The organism is Oscillospiraceae bacterium (assembly GCA_035353335.1).
Classification (GTDB): Bacteria; Bacillota; Clostridia; order Oscillospirales; family JAKOTC01; genus DAOPZJ01.
Genome location: DAOPZJ010000057.1, coordinates 1 through 17789, shown reverse-complemented (window position 1 = coordinate 17789; position 17789 = coordinate 1). Strand labels below are relative to the sequence as shown.

The 17789-nt window shown below is 44.7% G+C and carries 20 protein-coding genes; 2 read left to right on the top strand and 18 right to left on the bottom strand.

The window, feature by feature from the left end; translation table 11 throughout:
* From PKH29_10680 to PKH29_10595, 18 genes are all read right to left on the bottom strand, one after another.
* Positions 1-904, bottom strand: a 904-nt coding sequence (locus PKH29_10680; GenBank protein HNX15300.1) for a glycosyltransferase, incomplete at its 3' end; no start/stop codon positions are given.
* Positions 901-1803 (bottom strand): hypothetical protein, encoded by a 903-nt coding sequence (locus PKH29_10675; protein HNX15299.1) that lies wholly within the window; start codon positions 1801-1803, stop codon positions 901-903. The genes PKH29_10680 and PKH29_10675, both read right to left, overlap by 4 nt.
* A 14-nt stretch (positions 1804-1817) precedes the next feature.
* Entirely contained in the window at positions 1818-2840 is a 1023-nt protein-coding gene (locus tag PKH29_10670) for a glycosyltransferase (protein HNX15298.1), read from the bottom strand.
* Positions 2841-2847: 7 nt separating this feature from the next.
* Positions 2848-4293 (bottom strand): radical SAM protein, encoded by a 1446-nt coding sequence (locus PKH29_10665; GenBank protein HNX15297.1) that lies wholly within the window; start codon positions 4291-4293, stop codon positions 2848-2850.
* A 44-nt stretch (positions 4294-4337) separates the two neighbouring features.
* On the bottom strand, positions 4338-5084 hold the full coding sequence (locus PKH29_10660; protein ID HNX15296.1) for a glycosyltransferase family 2 protein: 747 nt from the start codon (positions 5082-5084) through the stop codon (positions 4338-4340).
* A gap of 40 nt (positions 5085-5124) precedes the next feature.
* Entirely contained in the window at positions 5125-5712 is a 588-nt protein-coding gene (locus PKH29_10655; protein HNX15295.1) for a sugar transferase, read from the bottom strand.
* A 16-nt stretch (positions 5713-5728) separates the two neighbouring features.
* Complete coding sequence (locus PKH29_10650) at positions 5729-6220, bottom strand: PglB (GenBank protein ID HNX15294.1); 492 nt, start codon at positions 6218-6220, stop codon at positions 5729-5731.
* Positions 6221-6241: 21 nt separating this feature from the next.
* Positions 6242-7261, bottom strand: coding sequence for an LCP family protein (locus PKH29_10645; protein HNX15293.1), 1020 nt, complete (start codon positions 7259-7261; stop codon positions 6242-6244).
* 3 nt (positions 7262-7264) lie between these two features.
* The gene (locus PKH29_10640) at positions 7265-8008 is read right to left on the bottom strand and encodes a hypothetical protein (protein HNX15292.1); all 744 of its coding nucleotides are present in this window, start codon (positions 8006-8008) and stop codon (positions 7265-7267) included.
* A 58-nt stretch (positions 8009-8066) separates the two neighbouring features.
* The gene (locus PKH29_10635; GenBank protein HNX15291.1) at positions 8067-8813 is read right to left on the bottom strand and encodes a CpsD/CapB family tyrosine-protein kinase; all 747 of its coding nucleotides are present in this window, start codon (positions 8811-8813) and stop codon (positions 8067-8069) included.
* 20 nt (positions 8814-8833) lie between these two features.
* Positions 8834-9619 (bottom strand): Wzz/FepE/Etk N-terminal domain-containing protein, encoded by a 786-nt coding sequence (locus PKH29_10630; protein HNX15290.1) that lies wholly within the window; start codon positions 9617-9619, stop codon positions 8834-8836.
* A 222-nt stretch (positions 9620-9841) separates the two neighbouring features.
* Complete coding sequence (locus tag PKH29_10625) at positions 9842-11365, bottom strand: leucine-rich repeat domain-containing protein (GenBank protein HNX15289.1); 1524 nt, start codon at positions 11363-11365, stop codon at positions 9842-9844.
* A gap of 359 nt (positions 11366-11724) precedes the next feature.
* Positions 11725-11898, bottom strand: a complete 174-nt coding sequence (locus tag PKH29_10620; protein HNX15288.1) for a hypothetical protein — start codon at positions 11896-11898, stop codon at positions 11725-11727.
* A gap of 36 nt (positions 11899-11934) precedes the next feature.
* Positions 11935-13035, bottom strand: coding sequence for a 2-dehydropantoate 2-reductase N-terminal domain-containing protein (locus tag PKH29_10615; GenBank protein HNX15287.1), 1101 nt, complete (start codon positions 13033-13035; stop codon positions 11935-11937).
* Between the two features lie 10 nt (positions 13036-13045).
* Positions 13046-13864, bottom strand: coding sequence for an MBL fold metallo-hydrolase (locus PKH29_10610; GenBank protein HNX15286.1), 819 nt, complete (start codon positions 13862-13864; stop codon positions 13046-13048).
* 5 nt (positions 13865-13869) lie between these two features.
* Positions 13870-15045 (bottom strand): hypothetical protein, encoded by a 1176-nt coding sequence (locus tag PKH29_10605; protein ID HNX15285.1) that lies wholly within the window; start codon positions 15043-15045, stop codon positions 13870-13872.
* A gap of 6 nt (positions 15046-15051) precedes the next feature.
* Complete coding sequence (locus tag PKH29_10600; GenBank protein ID HNX15284.1) at positions 15052-16461, bottom strand: FGGY-family carbohydrate kinase; 1410 nt, start codon at positions 16459-16461, stop codon at positions 15052-15054.
* Positions 16462-16478: 17 nt separating this feature from the next.
* Entirely contained in the window at positions 16479-17036 is a 558-nt protein-coding gene (locus tag PKH29_10595; protein ID HNX15283.1) for a zinc-binding dehydrogenase, read from the bottom strand.
* Between the two features lie 108 nt (positions 17037-17144).
* Here PKH29_10595 and PKH29_10590 point away from each other — a divergent pair, with 108 nt between their 5' ends.
* Positions 17145-17303 carry a hypothetical protein gene (locus PKH29_10590; protein HNX15282.1) on the top strand — a complete coding sequence of 53 codons (159 nt, stop codon included), beginning with the start codon at positions 17145-17147 and terminating at the stop codon, positions 17301-17303.
* A gap of 119 nt (positions 17304-17422) precedes the next feature.
* Positions 17423-17789: isochorismatase family protein (locus PKH29_10585; GenBank protein ID HNX15281.1), on the top strand; the 367-nt coding region annotated here is incomplete at its 3' end.

Below are 17789 nucleotides of genomic sequence, written 5' to 3'. Positions count from 1 at the left end.
CACCGCACGGACAATCGGACGAAACACATGGTAATCCCATCGCCATAGCTTCCATTAAGGCATTTGGCATTCCTTCATAATCAGAGCAAAGAACAAATATGTTGCCCTTTCGATAAATGTCACTGTAATCATTCAATGTTCCGCAAAAAATCACACTGTCTGTTATTTGTAGCTTTCTCGTTAATTCTTCAAGGTTTTTTCTTTCGTTTCCGTCTCCTATTAGCTTCAATACATATTCTGGGTAAGTAGTATGTATTGATGAAAAAGCGTTTAAAATCAACGATAGATTCTTCACCTTACTTAAACGACCAACTGTTATAATTGCTTTTTCTTCAGGATCATCTGCTTTATCTCTTTTCGCTTCTGTTATTAAAGCTTCGCTCAATGGATTAACAATAACAAGGTGACTGCATTTACAAACATCATGATAGTATGATGAAGCTGATTCTGTTTGAAATATTGCTCCGTCCGCTTTTCTTAATAGCCATTTTGATAGAAAATTTAGTATTCTTGATGCTCCAAAGCTATGATGCGGATCGCTTCTTTCTGAAAAAATAACCGGAACTTTAACTGTGATATTTTTAAGCGATAGTAGCATGATTACAGGTAAAGGCAACATGACGAGATATCGTTCGGTATTGCTATGCATGGTGTAACTAATCAAATGAAAGTACCTAATAACATGCTTTATTACTTTTTTGATTTTGTTCGTTTCTTTTTCATCATCCGAAAGAAGACAAATGATGTTTACGTCCTTTTTTAATAAATAAGCAGGCTTTTCTACGGAAAACAAGGTAAGTATCTCAACTGTGTTACCGCAATCTACCAGATGGTTTGCAAGATTACATGTAATCCGCTCTGTTCCACCTAAGACCAACCCCGGAATAAATATAGTTATTTTCATTTGTCACTCATCAACTGCTTTACTCTTTTATTTTTTGCTATGCGATTTCCGATTGTATATGTACAGTCAAAGCTTCTTACAAATAAATCAATTATTTCATATTGATCATTTGATGCATAAGTGTGAAGACCCACTATATTCTTCTTGCGTATAGACTCATCAACATTAATATCTTCGACCTTCATCAATCTGACAGGCGTTTCATCATAAGAATCGCCGAATCCGATTATCTTGTTAAATATAATGCTTTCGCCATAACTGTTTTTGCAATTTTGAGTAGGCCTAATAACGGCACCGTCGCTTTGAACAAGAATTGCACCTGCGCCTCGGCCGATATTTTCATTATATCTCTTTTTACATATAAAACTCGCGTGGTCAAGCTTTTCAGATAATGCATATTTTTCTAAAATATATCTTTCGTTATCACGATAATACGTAATCATCGTGAGATAATCATTCTCAATAACAATTGTAGTATCAACATAGCCTCTCCCTGACAACAGAACCTTGTGTAATGACCATTTATCAGGAAACCTATCTGCAATATATATTTCGACTGTTTTATTTTCCCCGGTTTCTGGAATCATAAAATATTTTTCTTTATACTTAAACACGCATGGATAAGACAAATGATATGGACGTTCAATTACTATTCCTTCGGTTACAGGTAAACCATCAATAAACCTAAAATAGCCAATGCAGCCTTTACGTTTGTCGATACGATATTGTTCACAAAATATATAGGTCTCTCTATTTTCATTGATGATAAATGGATCTGCACAGAACTCCTTTACAGGAGTTTCACATATACTATAAATTTCGTTTGAACCTGTATGCCTAAACGCAATATACCATTTTCCTCCGAAAAGTAATTTAATTAATTTAGTATTAAGCTTCATAATAACCCCTCTTTTTATTTACTCTTTCTACAGAACTCATATGCTCCAAGCAACCATGCTAGATTTAGTTTTGCGAAATATAGGAATGTTCTGCATATAGAAATCCTGTTCCTCGTTTTTTTTGTCAAACATAAAAGATACATAATAACAATCGAAAAAGCAATAACACATGCTGATAATAATATAACCTCAGATAGAAATGAAAGAACAGTGCCAATACAGAAGATTGCAATAACGTTATACGGTACCAACCACTTCATCACGCGATGCGACACATACACGAAACTGCCTTTTCGCGGAAGCAACAATCTCCAGAACACACCGAGTGCCTGATAATAACCCATCCCATCATGTACATGACGCTCAAACTGCGGTTTTTCGTCAGATTCATATGCGACAGCCTCGGCGTCCATTATTACGTCATATCCGGCTTGTAGAATGAAGGTTGATATGTAGAAATCAACATCGATGATATTTTGAGGAATGACTTTGATCATATCTTTGCGGAAAGCGTATATTGCGCGATTGGCTCCGGAAACAGCTCCAAGTTTTGATTCTTGCTTTCTCACAAAGTTTTCGTACTTCCGGAACGCGCCGCCGTCGATTTCCTTGCCGCCGGTGTCTGCTTTCCGCAACTGTCCGACAACACACCCTATACATTTATCCGAAAAATGTTTTGCAAGCTTCTTAACGGCATTGCTTTCGTAAACAGTTTCCGTATCTGAAATTACAATTATTTCGCCATTTGCCGCGTTTATAGCTTTACTTAATTCTAATATGCCGCCGTTGATTAAAGTAGTTATGATTTCGAGTTTATCTGACGGATATTTCTGCTTTGCAAGATTCGTCAGCTTTAAGTCTGTCGCGTTCTCGTCTCCGCCTTTTCTGACAATGACCGAAACTAACGGTGTAAAGGCTTCGTCAACGGAAAACTTCTTTCTTGCCGGAAGTAACTTTAATATCACCGGATAAATTGCATATGTATAAATCGGCGCAAGAATCGAAATGGCAAACATTATGTAAAGGGCAATAATCATATCTGTATCAGCTCTTTTTCAACAAATACTTCTTAAACGTCTTAAATGACTTCGCGGTTCTCACTAGATCGTCCTTGCTCGTCAGGCACTCACCGAGCTTCATGAATATATACTTCGGACGCAGATAGAACTTTTTTCTCGCGTAATTGCAGAAATCAACAAGCTCCTTGCTCGAAACCTCCGGCGTGGAAAGAACGCAGTTATGCATGCCGTCAGCGGTAAGCCATTCGTCGTAATTCTTCGCCGTAATATAGTTGTTCTGCTTCGCCCAAGCCCACGCTTCGGTACCCGGATAAACGATAAGCGGGAAATACTGAACGGTATCCATGCGCAGCTTTTTGCTGAATTCAAGCGTTTCTATCATGGTTTCCTTTGTCTCGCCGGGATTGCCCACCATGAAACAACCATGAACACGTATATGGGCTTTCTTTGCCGCGTCATTGAACTTTTTCGACATTTCAAGCGTGATGCCCTTATGCATCCCATCGAGAACCTTCTGACTTCCACTTTCATAACCTACGACGACAAGACGGCATCCCGCTTTTTTCATTAAAGTCATCGTTTCATATTCAAGTGTAACTCTGCACTGAACGACCCATTTAAGCTTACATTTGTTATCTAACATCAGCTTGCAGAATTCCTGAACATTTTTTTGGTCAACGGCGAAATTATCGTCATCAATGAGAATTTCCTTTACCTCTGGAAATTCCTTTGTAATATAGACACACTCATCAAACAAGCTTTTTGCGCTGCGCTTGCGGTATTGTTTGCCGAACATCACTTGTGAATACATACAGTAAAAGCATTTAGACGGGCAGCCGCGGCTCGAAAAGATACTGACCGTCGGATAGCTTACATGCGCATAAAAATAGTCTCTGATATCGAGATATTTCGTATATACCTCACTTACGAAAGGGAGCTCGTCAAGGTTTTCTATATATTCACGGTCGGGATTATTGATTAGAGTTCCATTGGAATTATAACTTATACCTTTTACAGCGGTTATGTTTATTTTTCCTTCAATAGCGTCTGCCAGTTCTGGTAAAGTATAGTCGTACTCATGACGAGCAATATAATCAATAAAAGGTTTTTGCGGTATAATTTCATTAATACAAGCTGTCGCATGCGTTCCTACAAGACAAATTTTTATATTTTGAAGTGCAACTTTAATTGACTCTGCAAAAGATAAATCACTGTTAATGCTGGCTGTTGATGTATCTATTATTATAAGCGAAGGATTGAAATCTGTGATTATTTTTAAGGTTTCATCTTTTGTATAACATTTTGCAGGTGCATCTGTTATTATAATCTCATGGCCGAGTTTATCGAGAACGCCTGTTGCATATGAAAGCCATAACGGAAAGTAGATTGTTCCACTTTTTGTTACTGCAGGGCTACGAGAGCTTCTTGAATATCTATTTAAGAATGGAGGGTTTAGCATTAGTATTTTCATCAATTGTATCTCCTTGTTCTTTTTGTCTGATAAAGTGTTCTATATTAAAAATGCTTGATAATTGCATTTACTGCATATCCTGTAAAATAAAAACTACTTTTTATTACAGAGAGCCTATGGTATTCACGATATGTCTTCCATTGTTTTTTAATTGCATGTATCTTGCTTTTTGTAAGAGATTCATTACCTTCTCTATAAAGAGCAAGATTTTCTTTGAGCCCAAATGCTACATAACCTCTGCCCAAGATGTTTTGCCAAGTACATTGATCCTCAGTGTGATTGATTAACGGCATATAGAATTTACCAACCATCTTTCTATTAACCATTACAGTAAGGCATGCAATAATTGTATTGCTGAATATAGCATCATGGGTCATCTTCTTTGGTATCTTTATAATTTTTCCGAGTTTTCCGGTATCAGAGTTAAATACCTGATACATTGTATAAGTCAGCGCATAACCATTTTTCTCCATGAATGACAGCTGTTTTTCAATTTTATCAGGCATCCATTTATCATCACTATCTAAGAATGCAACATAATCTCCGGTTGCAACATCTAATGCTGCGTTTCTTGTTGCTGCGACACCAGAGTTCTTTTGATTTTGGATTACTTTTATACGATTGTCTTTTTTAGCAAAGCTACATGCAATATTAAAGGTTTCATCTTTAGAACAGTCATCTACAATAATCATTTCCCAATCTGTAAATGTTTGCTGCTCCACACTTTGTATCGTTTCGTGCAAATATTTTCTGGCATTAAAAGCCGGCGTAATTATTGATACTTTAGGCATTATTTCACCCCATTTTTTCGGCTCTTTCCTTGTGTATCTCTCAGGTTCTACCTTCGACTACACCTTCGTGATACATCACCTTTCCAATTGTTTTTAAGAAACATTTACAATCAAACAAAAGACTTATTCTTTTAACATATTCGCCGTCGAATTTTGCCTTAATCGGGATTTCCAGTTCATCGCGGCCATTGACCTGCGCCCAACCGGTAAGGCCGGGGCGAATATCATTCGCACCATATTTATCTCTTTCTTTTATTAGATCGTATTGATTCCATAACGCAGGGCGTGGGCCGATAATTGACATCTTACCAATAAAAATCTGTGCGATTTGCGGTAACTCATCAAGACTTGTTTTACGAAGAAGCTTTCCCACTTTTGTTATCCAAAACTCCGGATTCTCCAGCATATGCGTAGGAACATCGTGCGGGGTATCAATTCGCATTGTCCGGAATTTTATAATGTTGAAGTAAGTTTTATGTATTCCCACTCGTTTCTGCTTAAAAAAGACCGATCCGGGAGAATCAATTTTGATGGCAACGGTGAGAAATAAGTATACTGGTGATAACAGAATTAGGGCACAGCCGGAAAGTAAAACATCTAATAATCGCTTAATAAAATGTCTGTACATTTCTTACACCACATCTTCAATCGTATACTTGACCACACTCGATATGTGTTTCAGCCGGCACCTTTACCCCTGAAGCAATAATTGCACCACAGTTAATATGACAACCTGCTTCAACCGTACTATTATGATTTATTACCGCACCAGCCGAGACGATCACGCCATCTTTCAACCAAGTGTCTCTCTGCACAACAGCCATCGGTTCTACAATGCAGCCTTTGCCCAGTTTTGCGGTCGGAGAGATATAGGTTTTTGGGTGTATCAGAATAGGAATTTCATACAAGGGACCAAGTTGCTCAATCAATTCCATCCTAATTTTTGAATTCCCAATTGCCACAAACGCATATTGATAATCTACCGCCAAGCGTTTATAGTCGCTCAGTTTTCCGATGGCCATCTCATTGTTGTCATCTAAAAAATCTATCTTATCAAAGCAATCCATCGACTCGGCTATCTCTTTTGCAACCATGCCGTATTGACCAGCGCCGAGGATCAACAGGTTCTTACTCATACCGACGTTTTATCTCCCAAATCACGATGCCGCCAATTCAAAAAACGTGTTCATTGTCAATTCGAACAGCTTGTCCTTGTCCGGATAGAACTCAACGAATTCACCCTTTTCGACTGTACCAGTTAAGTCCTGCGTTTTGATTTCTTCGATTTTCGTCAAACGGTCGGAGAGGCTTGACAAGGTCTGAACCGGGCAATTCGTGACGAGATAGTCGGATAAGGAATGGTATAAGCTCAAGATAAAATTCTCCTGAGAAGAATTCTCGGAGCTCATCTTGCTTTGAAACTGACTGAAAAATGCGCTGATAAACTGCCTCTGTCTCGCCATTCTCGAGAGGTTGGTGGGATCGTCCATGCCCTGCCGGGCGCGGACGAAATTGAGCGCGTGTTCGCCGGTCAGGGTGACGGTTTCCCCTTTCACCAATGTGGGGTCCGTCTGCGAAAAGTCGTCTTCGATTGTCACGGTGACGCCGCCGATTTGATCGTTGAGAACGGCGACGGCATCCATGTTGATTGATATGTAATAATCAACGGTGATGCCGCAGAGAAGCCTTGACACCGTATCGGTCACGTTTTCGCAGCTGTCTTTCAGACCGCTTCCGTAGGTGTGCGCAAGCGCGATCTGTCCGAATACGGTGCCGGCAGCTTGTCCGGTAACGCCGAGAACGGAGACGTCGGTCATCGTATCCCGGTTGATGTGCAGCAGCGTGCATTCATTGGTTTCGGGATCGATGACGAGGAGCGCCAGAAAGTCGGCTTGCTGGTCGTTGTTGTAGGAATCGGATGAAACCGCCTTGCCCGGGGTATCGATGCCGAGCAGAAGCACCGTGATCAAATCCTTGTTTTCAACATAGGTCTGACCGCCGCTTTGAATTTCGGACGGGGCTGGAAAGATATGATAACCGCTCGAATTTAAAGTAACGGCAGTGCTCTTCCGCTCCCATGCGGCGATATAGTTGATTCCGACCGCCGCAAGGATGCAGATAACGCATATGAAAAGGACAATTCCTATGCTTTTGAACCCGGCATGAAAATGTTTCATTTTTTATGCTTTTTGATTTCTTCTTTTCCTGTCGAAATAGACGATGCAGACGACAAGTGCTATCATGCAGCCGCCTATTACAGATGCGGTAAGACTCAAATCGGTCCCATTTGACATACCGGGCACGATGGCTGCCGGAGTACCTTCAACAATGACAAGAACGGTGCCTGCCTCGGAAAAAGTGACTGTTACAGTGCCGTTTCCGTTGTTAACGACGTTTTTGGGGTCAAGCGTATGCCACGAATCCCCGTTGCACATTGCGATAATGACCGGGTCGGAGGCGGAAATTCCCAGATCAAACGTGACGCGCAGTTTATTGTTTTCGGTAATCTGACTGTCTTTTGCGGTGATGTTAAAAAGATCGCGGCCGACAAGGTCTTTTACCGAAAAGTCCGGGTCCAGTTTATTGATCGCGTCGGCAAGGCCGTTGATCAGAGAGGAAAGAGACACGGCATCTTTGATTTTATTGTAGGCGGATTTCAAGGAGTTCTTGATGTCGGGATCAGAACTGTCTGCCTGCGACAAAGGAGTGATGACGATCTTTCCGCCGTCGGTGATTTGGCTCGTCGGTTTCCCGTCCTTGTCGAGGAGTTCCCCGTATACGGTGCTTGAGCCGCTTTTATTGGAGACAAGTTTCGGCGCGTCTTTGGCCTGGACGCTTTGCGTGAAAGTGCTTGCGGCTGCGGCAAAAGCCAGGCAGGGAATGAGGAGGATGACAGCTAAAATGGAGACGACTTTTTTCAACATAGTGACCTTCCTTTCGTTTTGCGTGCTCTTCGTGAATGCATTGCTCCGGGATTTTGTGTTAATCTGCTGTTTTCTTTTTGTAATAATTTTCGATATACCGTTTATTCTGCTTCGTTTCCGATCTTGGGGAATCGTTATAAACAAAACCGAGAATGCGCGCTCCGATCAGTGACAGTTGATACATGGAATCCCGCAGCCGAAGCCGATCGGTGATATTGTGCCTGACGACGTAGATGATTCCGTTGGTGTATTTCGATACGATTGTCGCATCGGTTACCGCAAGCGTGGGGGGCAGATCGAGGATGATGTATTCAAAGACCGAAGCGTAATAATTGATCAGTTCGCTCATCGCTTTGCTGGCAAGCAGCTCGGAAGGGTTCGGCGGAATATCTCCGGCAGGCAAAAAGAATAAATTGGTGTTGTTGTAACAGACCAGAGAATTAAGCCGGTTTTTGCTCGGATTAATCAAGATGTTCGAAAGCCCCGGTACCGCAGGGATTTTCAGAGCCCCGGAAAAAGTGGGCAGGCGTAGATCGCACTCAATCAGGAGGACTTTTTTGCCCGATTCCATAAGGGTATAGGCGAGGTTTATGGATGTCGTGGTCTTACCTTCAAATCTGTCTGTACTGGTGACGCCGATAATCCGGCAGCCCTCATAATCCGTAAAGGAATAAGTCAGATTCGTTCTCAACGATTTATAAGCCTCGGAAGCCGGGAAACTCAGGTTCTTTCCGATGGAATGTTTTGATGAAACAATCGGCTTGTCATCTGCGGTCTTTTCATTTTGCAATATGTTGGAGTCCAACGCATTTTACCTCACATTTTCTAATTTGCTTTTGTTTTCGGAGATGCTTTCCGGGAACGGTAGTAATAGCTGTATTCGTCGTCAGAATGCTCGTGAATATCTGGAATAATTCCGATAACCGGAATGTTATAGGACTGGGTAAGATAATCTTTTGAAGTGATCCGGGTGTCCAGCAGGTTATTGATGATGATGTATGCCGTGCTGAGAACAAGGCCGATTAAAAATCCGATCGCGGTGTTTTTGGTGTAGCTGGGAGAGATACGCTCCGTCGGTATGACCGCGTTATCGACAATCTTCACCGAACTGCCGACGACGATTTCGGATATTCGCTGAGGCAATACTTGCGCGACTGTGTTTGCAAGCAACGCCGCTTCGACGGGGGAATGGGAGGTAATGCGGACTCTGAAAATTTCGGTTGAGTCAACCGCTTCCCCTTCGACCATTTTAAGCAATTGCTCATAAGTATAATCGGTATTGGCGAGCTGGATGACTTTTTCAAGTGTGGAACGGGCTTTCAGAATGACGAGGTAAGTATCGACGAGTTTATATGCGGCTGAAATCTGCGCATCGGAGATACTGAATGACGCTCCGCCAACCGAGATGGAACTGTTGTTGACATAGATCATGACGCCTGCCTGATAAGACGGTTTCACGAATAGGCGGGTATAACCGAGAGCAATTCCGGAACATAAAATTACGGCAACGATAATAATCCATATTCTCTTTTTGAGCAATTTCAAAATCACTAAAAGGTCGATTTCTGTCTCTTCCTGTCTGTTATTGCCGGGTTTGATCGCTTCAATCATTTTTATAACTTCTCCAGATAATAATTAATAAGCCCTATTCAGTTTTTTGGGGCTTGTTACCAGACGATAATAGGATTATATCACTCTGTTGGCTATAATGCAATACAAATATTACAAATCGCAGGGCGAATTATAAAAAAATATGGATATGTTTAATAAAAGTCGAAATAAGTCGAAAAAAGCAGCATGGCGTTTTTGCCGCACAAAACATTTTTCGGCTGCTTAACGCCTGCGCTTTAATTTGAAAAAAATGATGAAAAACGCAATGACAATCAAAGCGGCGGCAATATAAATCACGTCAATCGTTTCTTTATCAACGCTTTTTCGAATGAAAAAATCAATCGTCGAAGCGGTTGGGATTACCGAAGCTGAGGAGACTGCGGCCGGTTGTGTCAAAGGGTCTGACGATGCGGCGGTCAGGCTCGGTGTTTTGCTTTGGCCGGTTTCCGAAGAAACAGCCTGTGAATCCGTCGAAACAGAAGCAGTTTCTCCGCTGTTTTCAAGTATTACAAACGGAATATCTTTATTTTTCGCGTAATTTTGTGCGTTTGAACCGGAATATCCGTAGATTGTGAGCTTTTCGCAATTATCAAATACATAATCCTCAATCGAAATCAAGTTGTTCGAAATTGTAACCGAATTCAGATTTTTACAACCCGAAAATGCCGCGTAAACAATCGACGAAACGCTTTTCGGGATAATGATGCTCGTCAGGCTTTCGCACCCGCAAAATGCCGAATTGTCGATAACAGTCAATGATGCGGGCATTTTTATCGAAACAAGTTCCGTGCAATATGAAAAAGCACTGGTGGAAATTGTTTTGACGGTATCGGGAAGAATGACCGAGATCAGCCCTTTGCATTCATAAAACGTTAAATTCTCAATGGTTGTTATGCCGTCGGGAATTTGCAACGATGTCAGGCCTATGCAATTGCTGAAAGCGCTTTTTCCGATGGTTTTTAAATTCCCGGGAAATTTGACCGAGGTTAATCCGAAACAGTAGGTGAACGCGTAATCATTGATCATTGTCAATTTGTCGGGGAAAGTGACCGAGGTCAGCTTTGTACATTCATAAAAAGAATGATGTCCGATCTCGGTCAATGAAGACGGTAAAGGAATGTCCTCAAAAAACAAAGCGCCGCTAAAAGCATAATCCGGGATTTTTTTGACGCCTTCCGGTATTTTTATCGTTTTTAACGATTTGCAATAACTGAAAATATTGCCGTAATTATCGGTTTCGCTTGTCACGGCAGCCCACGATGCGGGGAAATTGATGGATTCCAGACTTATGCAATATTCAAACGCATAACTGCCGATAGATTTTACGCTGTCCGGCAGCGATAAAGTTTTCAATTCTTTGCAGCCGGAAAATGCGCTTGATCCGATTTTAATCAGCCCGTCCGTCAGCGTTACCGAAGAAAGCCCCGTGCATCTGAAAAAAGCCGAATCACCGATTTCGGTGATCGTGGACGGAAGGCTGATGCTTTGGATAAAATATTTATTTGCGAAAGCGCTATTGCCGATTGTTATGACCTTGTACCCGTCGATTGTCTGAGGAACGTTGACTTGGGGGTTATTGCCGGAATAGTTGGTAATTTCGATTTCGTTATTATTTGACAAGACATAGGAATAATCACCAGAAACAAGGGTAGGAGCGGCGGTGTCGTTCACCCCGAAAATTTCAATTGAAAAAAACTGTACCAATAAAACAAGAACGATAAAGATACTTAATTTCTTTAAAGACACGTTTTGAGCCCTCATTTTTTTCCTCAACCTCAGCAAATCATTTTACTTCCACCGGGGTAATACCATCGATTTCAAAATATCGATTTCAGTTGAATCAGCCTCATAGATTAATATAATGCATTTATGAAATTCTTTAAAACTCCCGGCGATCCGATTGAATCTTTATGTATTGTTAGGGCCGTTTGTTTTTTAATTTTGGATAAAAACTGATTTTTCTAAGCACCATGTTTTGCCATATTATCTCATATGATACGCATTATGTCAATATATAACGGAAAATTAATGAAATCATGAAAGGCGGGAGCTGTTAAAAAATCATAAACCAATAGGGCGATAAAACGCCCTCAAACAAACCGATTTTATTTCTTTTCCGGGTTTTTTCCTTGATTTTTTAAGGCCGTGATCCCGATACGAATTAATTCGTGAGTGGCGGCTGAACGGCTGCGATAACGGTTTTCAAAACGAAAGTCATCGATTTCCTTGAGCATTTTTTCGTCTAAAATCAATGTATACCTTGGTTTTTCGGTCGGCATAATCATTCATCTCCCTGAAGATATTCAAACTGTTATTTATAAAATATTGATTTTGCTGCCGCATATTGCATATTCGGCGTCAACACTTTCCGCTACCGATTGATCGCAGATTTTACTGAGGGCTGAAAATGTTTGACCGGCGTTACCCCTGCCGAACTGCGTCACCCATTCGGGTTCGCAGCGTTCGCCGTAAAGCACGGCCAGCGCGGCTGTACGGCAGAGCACTTTACTGTCAAAACCGTATTTCGTCAGAAGCTTCAGCGGAAACGCAATCCTTTCGTCGGGCCCCAGTTTTCGCCGGGGTTGTCTGGCGTTGCGCTCAATGCTGTCGGCAATCAGGGGATTGGTGAATTTCTTCAGCGACATATCAGCAAATTCCTGCTGCTCTTTCGGTTCAATGCCGTATTCGGCCGTAATGGCCCGGTTGATACCGGCATAGAAATCTCGCAGCATGCCGAGCACCGCCGGGTCGCCTGCCGCCTCTGCGAAAGACGAATATCCCAGTGCCCAGCCGTTATAGGCGATAATCGCGCTGGCTGCGTTGTAAGTATAGATCTTTCGCTTCAGAAGCACCGAAAAATCCGCTGAAGGTTCGAAAAAAGCCGAATCGAACAGGGCTCCCTGCGCACAGGTTGAATCGTAGGGCAAGCGGCTGTAGTCCTCCGACAGGATATCCAAAGAGCCGGGCCCGGCATTGACGGTGGTACAAAATATTGCTGCTTCAACAAGATTTGCGCGGCTGTCTGCGCCAAAGGATTCAAGCGCTTTGCGCAGCTTCCCGGCGGGATCCGCTGCGTTTTCGCAAAGGATGATGTTTTTCGGCGCGGCATGGGATTGCGCCAAATACCGGGCGGCCGCTTCCAAATTTTCAGCTCCGACGGAGATAAAAATATTCTCGGCTTTTTCGAGTATTTTCACGGCTTGTTCACAATCCGTTTGAAAGGCCTGATAACCTGATACATGCACCGTTTGACCGGTTGAGAAAAAGATTACGGAGTATCGGCCTTTTTGCTGTAAACCGCTCACCAATTCCCGGTCGGTGTCAAGCAGCGTAAAAGGGAGGCCGCTTAAAAAAAGCAGCCTGCCGATGAATCCGCGCCCTGTCTGTCCGCTGCCGATAATCACCGTGCTCTGCATATGTTTCCCCCTATTCTGAATCCGGCGCAAAGATGAATTGTTCTCCCGGCTGCATGATGTGATACGCTCTGCCGGGATGGTGCGTTTCCATATAATCGGCAAACCAGGCCGGATTGCAGCCGTTGATGTCATATAAATCAAAATGAGAGGGAATCACCATATTGACTTCAAGCAACGCCGATAAGTCTGCCGCCTCATCAAAAGTGAGATTACCGATGATGCCCGCTTGCGCGCGTTGAAAGCTCCTGCCGTTGATTGGCAGAAACGCAAGTTGAGAGCGCGGTATTTTCTCCGGCAATCCGGGATAAAAAGACATATCCCCGCCCGCAAAAACCGAAATGCCGCCCGGGAAAGTGATATGATAACTCAATTCGCAGATATGCCCCTGTAAGTCGAAATGAAGCTCTTCATGAGCGGCGGCGATGGCGGTTACGGTTGTGCTTTTTAGGTTCATTGACTGCAGATCGTCCAAAGCGACGACTCTGCTGTCGGAGAAGCCCCGGCTTTTCAACGCCCCGACCACTTCATGCGGAGCGATAAAAAGCGAACTGCCCGCTTGATAGAGAGGCTCTGCGGTATCGGGGTCTGTGTGATCCAAATGCGAATGGGTGAGCAGCACGATATCGGCATCTCTCAGATCTTCGGGTTTTATGGGGGCCGGATATTTTCTTTTCCATCCCGCGTTCGGGATGCTCCGGTCCACAGAATCCGAAAGATAGGGGTCAATCACGACGCTTACCCCGCCGGACTGCAGTAAAAATCCCGCTTGTCCGAGATACCGCACAGACAAAAAACCGTCCGGCATATTTCGAATCAGGTTTTTATCCATCCTTTTCAACCCCTTTGGATCAATCCGAGTTCACGCAGCATCTGTTCTTTTTCCAGCACCAGCTCATACAAGGGGGTGCCCGGCTCCAATCCGCACACCTCCCGAAGAACCCCGCCCGTCCCCCGGCTTTGTCTCAGTTCGGCAAGCTCTTGCGCAGAACGGTCGCCTTCGGACGTATAGTGGATTGCGGCGGCAACAGACACGGCCAGATGACATGGAGTGACGCCGTGCTGCAGGCAGAGTCGGGCCGAGCCGACAAGCCTGTCGTCGGGACCCAGTTTGCGCATGGGGTCGCGGGCGTTGCGCTCGATGTAGTCCGTGATGTTTTGATCTTGCAGTTTGTTCAGCGAGGACTGCGCGAAGGCTTTCATCTCTTCCCCGGAGATCGAGTACTTTTTACTGAGCGCCGATCCGGTCTCACTGTATACGCCGGACAGTATTCTTAAAATGAAATCATCGCGCGCTGCTTCGTGAATATACCGGTACCCCATCAGAGCGCCGAGATAAGACACGGTGCCGTTGGCAGCGTTGTAAGTGTAAAATTTCTTTTCCAGAAATCCGTTGAAATTCTCTACGGGACGCAGACAGGGAATCGCGGGCAGACGGCCTTTTAATGCCTTTTCATCTACCGGCAGATCCCAGAAATCCTGCACGTTGACGCACAGCGGATCGATCTCAAGCTGTTCCGGGCTCGGCTCGATGGCGGATCGCATGACAACGGATTCGGCAAATCCGATGTTTTTCAACTTGTCGGCACAAGCGCCCAACAGTTCCGCCGTCCTGTCTTTGATAAAACGAGCCGGCTCTTTCCAGTTTTCACAGGTGATGATGTTCGGGTTTTTTCCCCGATCCGCTTTACAGCCGTTCAGATATTTTGAGAATATGCCGCAGAAGGAATCAAGGTTTTTTCCTCCCATCGCGGTGAAAATCAAATCGGCTTTTGACAGCGCGTCCAACACCTCATCGGTGTCTTCAAAACAAACGGCGCGCCCGCCTTTTACCACACAGTTTTTCTCCGGCGCCCCCAGGATGTTTACGGTATACCGTCCTTTTTGGTTGATCAAATCGCAAAGAGGGCGGTTTTTCTCAATGAAGATAAATTCGTGTCCGCCTAAAAACAGAAGATGCCCGATAAAACCGCGGGCGATCTTTCCGGCTCCGAAAATAACGCACATCGCCATAAATAATTACCTTCTATCCTTTCCGCTGTCAGAAAGATAAAGCCCCATTGCCTCGAAAATCCGCAGGTAGTCGCGAAACCTGCGTTCATAATCGATATTCAAGGGCATGGGTTCGATCGTTTTGGCCGATACCCAGCAAGCCGCGGCGGACCGGTAATCAGGAAACCAGCTTTCGCCTAACGCGGCAATCATCGCGGCCCCCAGCGCGGTGCTTTCCGGGCCGCACACCAGAATCGGCAGCCCCAATATATCGGCTTTCAGGTGATTCATGCTGTCTATCGCCGCCGCTCCGCCCGACACCCGAATGTATTTCGGCGTCGTTATTCGCTTTGGCAGCAGGCTTTTGATGTGCGCAAGGCTGAAAACGACACCTTCCATGACCGCTCTGGTCAGATCGGCAGAGGTATGATGCGCTCTCAACCCCCAGAAGACGCCGCTCGCGCCGCCGTTATAAAGCGGCGTGCGTTCGCCGTTTAGATAGGGCAGAAAGACAGGGGCATCCTGCGCGGCTTCCGCGGCGGTCTGCGCAAACTGCTTTCGCGCCCATTCAAGCGAACTGCCGCTTGAAGCCGTTACGCCGTAACAGACAAACTTGTCAAAAAAAGGGCTTGTAATCAGCAGGGGCGCATCCTCGAAACGGTCTGTCAGAAAACCGAAATGTTCGGAAGTACCCGTAACATCATAATAGCAGTTTTCATCTCCACCGCCGCTGCCAAGCAGTCCGGCATAAAAATCGTTGCAGCCGGTATAAATCGGAATGCCGGGCGTCAGCCGGAGTTCGCCGGCGGCCTCAGAAGCGAGACAGCAGACACTTTCCTCAGACCCGGCAAGCAGAGGCAGCCGCCTTTCGGGAAAATCCGCAAAGTCAAGCAATGTACGGCTGTAATATCCCGATTTGTCGCAGAGCCCTCTCCATGTGCAGGGGTCCGAGATGAATTCGCCGGTCATCCGAAAGAAAATATAATCTTTCAGCGACAACAGCATGGTCTCCTCATTCAAAGAAAACTCCCGCTTTTTGCGGCTCAGTAAAAAAGGCAGCGGATAGGATTCAAGCGGGGGGTGGGGCATAGAGATTTCCCTTTGAAAAAAATCCCGGTCGAAACGAGATAAAAGTTCGTCCAACGCAGGCTTCGCGTCGGCTTTCTGCCAGGAACAAACCGGGCAGGCGGCGGATGGGTGGTTTTTATCAAAAAACAGATAACTGCCCACCTGGCCGGTCAGAGCGATGGCTTTGACACGGCCGCCTTGGTCGTTTACGCACTCATGGACTGCCGACACAAGGCTGTCCCAATAGCTTCCGGCCGCTTCCGGATTCCGGCACGCCGCTTTTGAAACCTCATATTCCCCGTTTTTCAAAACCTTGATGACTTTGACCGATGAGCTGCCGATGTCGCAGCCGAGTATCCACTCATTCATAAAAAGCTCCATCCGCTTCAAAAGACAAATACGGATTTGACAAAACATTCCGGCCGCTTTTCGGTTTTGTCCAAAGCCGCTTGCCAGTCATCAAGGTTTGTCAGATAGGTGGCAAGCTGCTCTGTTTTTATTCTGCCCGACTCAAGCAGAGACAGGCTTTTTTCAATCACGTTCCAGTTGTTTCCCGCACCGATGACGCGCAGGTTTTTGATATGGACCTCATCCATGACAATCTGCATATTTCGGTATCCGCCGTAACCGGCCAGCACCACGGTTCCGCCGGGGCGGACAAGCTTGAGGCAGGCCTGTATACAATTCTCGCTGCCTGTGGCGTCTATCGCGATATCGCTGCCGCCGGGATGATAAGCAGCCGCTCCCTGCGCCAGATCACATTCTTCAGTGGCGATAACCGCGTCCGCTCCTACGGAGGCGGCGTATTCCAACCTTTTGCGGGTCTTCGCCGCAACGACGACATGCCGTGCCCCAGCGGCCTTTGCGGCGGCGCAAATATTTAAACCGATCGATCCCGCGCCGACGACGGTCACACGGTCGCCGATGCTGACCCCGGCTTTCAATACGCAGCCGAGCCCGACACCGAAACGGTTATCGCAAGGAATAAAATCGAAAACATACCGTTTTTTTATCTGCGCGGCGGATGCTTTCCGCTGAAAGAGTTAAAAGGCATGGACAAAATCCTGATGACCATGTTTATAAAGATGCTGAAAAACCGTAAAGACAAAGACGAGAAAACCGAAGAATCCATCTCTGTCATCGAAAACGGTTTTGACGGCGTAAATGAAAAAAACCTCGCACCTTTGCTGGAATGGCTGAATAAAAGGTAACGGTTTTTTACGAACCGAAATGTAATGTCGCGTTGCTTCCGGCAGGATTGAAAAGCTGTCGGAAGCAGCCTTCTTTACAAAAATGGAAGTGCTTGTAGAGTCGATCAGGAGGAAACACCATGCAGAGAAAAGCCTTAGTCATCATCGATATTCAAAATGACATCACAAAGAATTATAAAGATGTGATCGGCAATATCAATCAAGCGATCGATTGGGCAGTCAATCAGGAAATTCATGTTGTTTATATCAGACATGAAAATTTATCAGACGGCACGAGGACTTTTAAGCCCAATACCATTGGGTCCGAATTCGTTTCGGACCTGAAAATGGTCTCTGAAAATATTTTTACAAAATACAAAGGTAACGCATTGACCAGCGAGGAATTTGCGGACTTTATCAGTAAAAATGAAATATGCGATTTCTACATAGCAGGAGCAGACGCCGTCGCTTGTGTGAAATCAACCTGTTACAACTTGTGCAAAGCGA